The organism is Hyphomonas sp. UBA3601, assembly GCF_002375605.1.
GTDB lineage: Bacteria > Pseudomonadota > Alphaproteobacteria > Caulobacterales > Hyphomonadaceae > Hyphomonas.
The window spans coordinates 6126-11094 of the sequence record NZ_DFME01000128.1 but is presented as its reverse complement, the minus strand read 5'-3'; the positions used below and the strand labels follow the sequence as shown (position 1 = coordinate 11094).

Annotated in this window: 6 protein-coding genes; 3 read left to right on the top strand and 3 right to left on the bottom strand. The window is 57.3% G+C overall.

Going from position 1 to position 4969, the window contains the following annotated elements:
- Positions 1–417, top strand: a 417-nt coding sequence (rpsD, locus tag B4F73_RS14480) for a 30S ribosomal protein S4 (RefSeq protein ID WP_290481539.1), incomplete at its 5' end; no start/stop codon positions are given.
- 76 nt (positions 418–493) lie between these two features.
- Positions 494–1321, top strand: a complete 828-nt coding sequence (locus B4F73_RS14475; RefSeq protein WP_290483608.1) for a PPK2 family polyphosphate kinase — start codon at positions 494–496, stop codon at positions 1319–1321.
- A 38-nt stretch (positions 1322–1359) separates the two neighbouring features.
- Here the strand turns inward: B4F73_RS14475 and B4F73_RS14470 are convergent, their stop codons facing one another.
- The 3 genes from B4F73_RS14470 to rimO all read right to left on the bottom strand — a co-directional run bounded on the left by B4F73_RS14470 (position 1360) and on the right by rimO (position 4482).
- Positions 1360–2010 carry a GIN domain-containing protein gene (locus tag B4F73_RS14470; protein WP_290479554.1) on the bottom strand — a complete coding sequence of 217 codons (651 nt, stop codon included), beginning with the start codon at positions 2008–2010 and terminating at the stop codon, positions 1360–1362.
- A gap of 25 nt (positions 2011–2035) precedes the next feature.
- The gene (locus B4F73_RS14465; RefSeq protein WP_290483607.1) at positions 2036–2965 is read right to left on the bottom strand and encodes a GIN domain-containing protein; all 930 of its coding nucleotides are present in this window, start codon (positions 2963–2965) and stop codon (positions 2036–2038) included.
- Positions 2966–3114: 149 nt separating this feature from the next.
- On the bottom strand, positions 3115–4482 hold the full coding sequence (gene rimO / locus B4F73_RS14460; protein WP_290479552.1) for a 30S ribosomal protein S12 methylthiotransferase RimO: 1368 nt from the start codon (positions 4480–4482) through the stop codon (positions 3115–3117).
- Positions 4483–4654: 172 nt separating this feature from the next.
- Here rimO and B4F73_RS14455 point away from each other — a divergent pair, with 172 nt between their 5' ends.
- Complete coding sequence (locus B4F73_RS14455; RefSeq protein WP_034815530.1) at positions 4655–4897, top strand: hypothetical protein; 243 nt, start codon at positions 4655–4657, stop codon at positions 4895–4897.
- Positions 4898–4969: the final 72 nt, after the last annotated feature.

Below are 4969 nucleotides of genomic sequence, written 5' to 3'. Positions count from 1 at the left end.
AAGCAGTTCCTTCGCATCTATGAAGAAGCGAACCGCATGAAGGGCAACACGTCCGAGAACCTTATCGGCCTGCTGGAATCGCGTCTCGATTCCATCGTCTACCGTGCGAAATTCGTGCCGACGATCTTCGCAGCCCGCCAGTTCGTCAACCACGGGCACGTCATGATCAATGGCCGCCGCTGTAACATCGGCTCCGCGCGCGTGAAGCCGGGCGACGTTGTTCAGATCCGCGAGAAGTCCCGCAACATGGCGCTCGTTCTGGAAGCTCTCGGCAGCGCTGAGCGCGATATCCCGGAATATGTGGACGTCGATCCGAAAGCCATGAGCGCGACTTATGTCCGCGTGCCTGAACTGTCTGACGTGCCGTATCCGGTCCAGATGGAACCAGCCCAGGTGGTCGAATTCTACTCCTCGTAAGTGGACTGAATTCCTTGAACAATCTAAAAGGCCGCGCCAGACTGGTGCGGCCTTTCTTTTTGGAGAATCTGATCGCATGAACATTCCCGATATCGCGCAAGTCCGCCAGCACCTCATTGCCAATCCGGGCGAACCCTTCTCGCTGGCAGCGCGGCCGACCCGGGACCCTGATCTCTTTGCGGACAAGGAAGACGCCAAAACCAGCCTGAAAAAGGACGCGGCCGTCATCAACGAATTGAAGGACATGCTCTACGCCCACAAGAAGCAGTCCGTGCTTGTCGTGCTGCAGGGCATGGATACGGCAGGCAAGTCGGGCACCATTCGCAATGTCTTCGCCGACACCACGCCGCTTGGCATGGAGGTGAAAGCGTTCAAGGCGCCAAGCAAGAACGAACTGGCCCGCGACTATCTCTGGCGCGTTCACAATGCCGTGCCCAAAAAGGGCAATGTCGGCATCTTTGATCGTTCGCACTATGAAGACGTGCTGGTCGTGAAAGTGCGTGGCTTCGCTAGCCCGGAAGACGTGGAACGGCGGTATGAGCAGATCAATGCGTTCGAAAAACACATGACGGAGAATGGCGTCGTCATCGTCAAATGCATGCTGAATGTCGGGTATGAGGAACAAGGCGTCCGGCTCGCAGAGCGCCTTGTCGAGCCTCACAAACTTTGGAAATTCAATCCGGCGGATCTGGATGATCGCAAGGATTGGGCAAAATTCATGTCGGCCTATGAGACCGCCGTTGAGCGATGCTCGACACCGCATGCGCCCTGGTATGTTGTGCCCGCAGACAGCCGGACTCGTCGAAATGCCATGATCGCCCGTCTCGTACGTGGCGCGCTGGAAGATTTGAACCTTGAATGGCCAAATCCTGGATTTAACCCGGAAGACTTCGACATCGGGTAGGACCGGAGGGACATGTTTCCCTCCGATACTCAACTCGATCAGCCGCCATGGAACGCGGTAGATCCGCCGCTCATGGACTTGTTGGCCGAGCGCGACTCGGGATTGCCGTAGATATCGACGCTGCCACCGCTGGACGTCTTGCTCGATGCGGCGTCGCTGGCATATGCCTTGACTGATCCGCCGCTGCTGGCCTTGGCCTGCACAGTTTCACAGGTGAGCCCTTTTGCGTTGGCACTGCCGCCGGACGAAGCTTTTACCTCAAGGCGTGTGCATACGCCGTGGACGGAAACCGCTGCGCCGCTGGAAACGTCTATCTCCATAGGGCCGGACTCCAATCCTTCCGCGAGCAGGGACGAGCCAGAGCTGGCTTCGATCTCGTTGAGCTCCGGGCCGGTCACCGTGAACTTGACGCGCACCTTGTTACCCCACCCCTTTGTGGATTTGCGGGACAGATACAGGCGATCTCCATCGAGGCGCACTTTGACATCTTCAGGGCCACCCCGTTCAAAGTCAGCGGTGATCGAATGCTGAGGTGCACGCACGAATTTGACGGAGACACCGGCGGAGATATCGAGTTCATCAAATCCGGAAAGATTGTACACTTGGGTTGTGTCGGCGGATGCGCTGTAGAGTGACGCGGATAGAGCAAACGCAGCAATGCTGGATGCGATGATAACTGATTTTCTCATGGTCTGATTCCTATAATGCTCGGTGTCAGGATTTTATGGAAATATCGCCGCCGCTCGACTCGGTGATATCGACCTGGGTCGGTGCGCCGTGAACGTTGATGTCGGCGCCACTGGACGCTTTGGCTTCCAGCGCCTCAGTCACGCTGACGGACACGTCCGCGCTACTGGATGCTTCGATCTCGGCGGACTTGCACAACAGATCCTTGGCTTCAACGTCGGCGGATGACGATGCATCCACCGTAATCTCGTCGCATGTTCCGGTGAGCACAATATCGGTGCTGGATGAGGCATCGACATCGATATCTGCTGTGCTTTCCAGAACCAGTTTAACGTCAGAGCTGGAGGAAGCGTCGATTCTGGCCCGACTATTGGTGACCGCATGAGCGATCACATCCGCGCTTGATGTTGCCTCGATCGATATTGCCCCGACAATGAAGTCGGATGCGTCGATACTGGAGGAAGACGATGCGTCCATGTCGGCTGAAGCGGCGCGACCGGAAACGATCAGTTTAGCGCTCGAAGAAGCGTCCAGTTCGATTTTCCCCGCATCGATCCCGGAGGCTTCAAGAATTGAGGATTGCGCCACGTCCAGTTCGGAAATGCTCGGCGACGTTACACGTACCGTGTAGGACGGCATGCGCTTTCCGTTCACCTTCACCCGCAAGTCGCCTTCGACGAGATCCACGTGAAGATTGGCCCGTAAGGATTTCAGGAAGCCGAGGCTTTCACGGCCGATTTGCAGCTCTCCATCATCAGTTTCGATGCTGATATCTGAAAAGTCGCCTTCGGCCTGTTCAACAATGACCGTGGTCTCAGCGCCGGTTTCGTACAGGACCTTGATACCACCATTCACATCAATGCTGGAGAAGGAGCCGACTGGGAAGTCCTTAGTCTCGGCCAGAGCCGGCAAGGCTGCGATGGACAGGGCGGACAGGGATATGAGCGCGGGTTTCATGGGGGTGCCTCCAATTTGATGAGGCAAGTATGATGTATCGAATAACGATAAGTCAACATATTGTTTTTCAATAATACGAAAAAACCCGTGCGTGTGCTCTGTTATCCGGTGTCGGCATTGCAGAAGACAAGTTGACGACGATTAAGGGGTTAGCCGTCCTTGCTGGCAAGCTGTCCGAGCAGGTCGTAATCATCTGCTCCAGTGATTGCCGCCGAGACGATGTCGCCCGCTTGCAGGTGACTTGCATTTTCCAGATAGACCACGGCATCGACTTCCGGCGCATCAGCCTTGGTGCGGCCTATCATTTCGCCGGTCGAGTCAGATGGGCCGTCAATTATGACGTCCTGAACGGTTCCGACCTGCGCAGCGGCGCGATCAGCAGACACTTTCGCCTGCACTTCCATGAAGCGGTGCCAGCGCGCTTCCTTGACCTCATCTGGCACATGACCGGGCAGGTCACGGCTGTCAGCATGGGCGACGTTTTCGTATTGGAAGCACCCTGCGCGATCGATCTTCGCTTCGCGGATGAAGTCCAGCAAGATCTCGAAATCCTCTTCGGTCTCGCCCGGAAACCCAACGATAAAGGTTGAGCGGATGGCGAGGTCAGGCACATCCCGGCGCCACTGAAGGATGCGTTCAAGTACGCGGTCCTGTTTGGCGGGCCGTTTCATGGCCTTCAGCACCGGCGCGGAGGCGTGCTGGAATGGAATGTCGAGATAGGGTGTGATCAGGCCTTCGGCCATCAGCGGAATAACCTGGTCCACATGCGGATAGGGATAGACATAATGCATCCGCGTCCACACGCCGAGGCTGCCCAGCCCCTTGGCCAGATCGAGGAAGCGCGTCTGGTATTCCGTGCCACGCCAAGTTTCCGGCTTGTAGCGCACGTCCAGTCCATAGGCGGACGTGTCCTGACTGATCACGAGCAATTCCTTCACACCGGCCCGGACCAGTTGTTCGGCTTCGGTCAGCACATGATGGATCGGGCGGGAGGCAAGATCGCCGCGAAGTTTCGGAATAATGCAGAAGCTGCACCGATTGTTGCAGCCCTCCGAGATCTTCAAATATGCGTAATGGCGCGGTGTCAGGCGCAGGCCACTTTCAGGCACCAGGTCGGTGTGAGGATTGTGCGGCGGGGTGAGGTGCGTGTGGACCGCGTCCATCACGGCCTCATACTGGTGAGGCCCGGTGATCGCGAGCACTTTGGGATGCGCTTTCTCGATCACGTCCGGTTCGGCGCCGAGACAGCCTGTAACGATAACCTTGCCATTCGCTTCAATCGCTTCACCGATCGCCTCAAGGCTCTCATCACGCGCGGAATCCAGAAATCCGCACGTGTTCACCAGAACCAGGTCTGCGCCGGAATAGTCCGGGGCGATCTGGTAGCCTTCTGCGCGCAGGCGCGTGATGATCCGCTCGGAATCGACCAGGGCTTTCGGGCAGCCGAGGGAAACGATGCCGACCTTGGGGGCCTTGGCAGGCCGGATCGGAGCAGGGGCAAGGGATGTCGTGGTCATGATCGCCCTGCTATAACGAATGCTGCGAACTGGAAAGGTCGGGCGCACATCGGGCCGTTTTTTTCAGTTACCAAACCCTTTCGCTCACTAGAGCAAATTTCCAGCAAATGTTTGACACCCGGAAATGCAGGTCGCGTAATCTGGGAACCGGTAGTTAAGGGAGGGGAGACCCATGACGCACCTGATGATTCTTACCGCAGCCTGGGGGGCGGCCATGCTGGGCATCTATCTGGTCATATATACGCTGATTAAGTGGCGTCGAGCCGCGCGGGCCTGCCATCCGATGCCGTTCAGGCGTCGTAAGAGCTATTTGAGCGGGCTGGCCTTCAGCGTCATGTTTGTCGCGTCACCAGCGTTGGTGCATGCCGACGGACACATGATCCAGGCCAGCATCACAGGATTCTTTCAGGCCTGAGCCTCAGGCGTCTTCCAGCTCGACACCCTTGTCCTTCATGAAGTCGCGCAGTTCGCCGCTTTCAAACATCTC

What these genes read in the sequence shown, in the direction of transcription:
- B4F73_RS14475 (WP_290483608.1), top strand. Translation starts at nt 494, where the DNA reads ATGAACATTCCCGATATCGCGCAAGTCCGCCAGCACCTCATTGCCAAT.
- B4F73_RS14470 (WP_290479554.1), bottom strand. Translation starts at nt 2,010, where the DNA reads ATGAGAAAATCAGTTATCATCGCATCCAGCATTGCTGCGTTTGCTCTA.
- B4F73_RS14465 (WP_290483607.1), bottom strand. Translation starts at nt 2,965, where the DNA reads ATGAAACCCGCGCTCATATCCCTGTCCGCCCTGTCCATCGCAGCCTTG.
- rimO (WP_290479552.1), bottom strand. Translation starts at nt 4,482, where the DNA reads ATGACCACGACATCCCTTGCCCCTGCTCCGATCCGGCCTGCCAAGGCC.
- B4F73_RS14455 (WP_034815530.1), top strand. Translation starts at nt 4,655, where the DNA reads ATGACGCACCTGATGATTCTTACCGCAGCCTGGGGGGCGGCCATGCTG.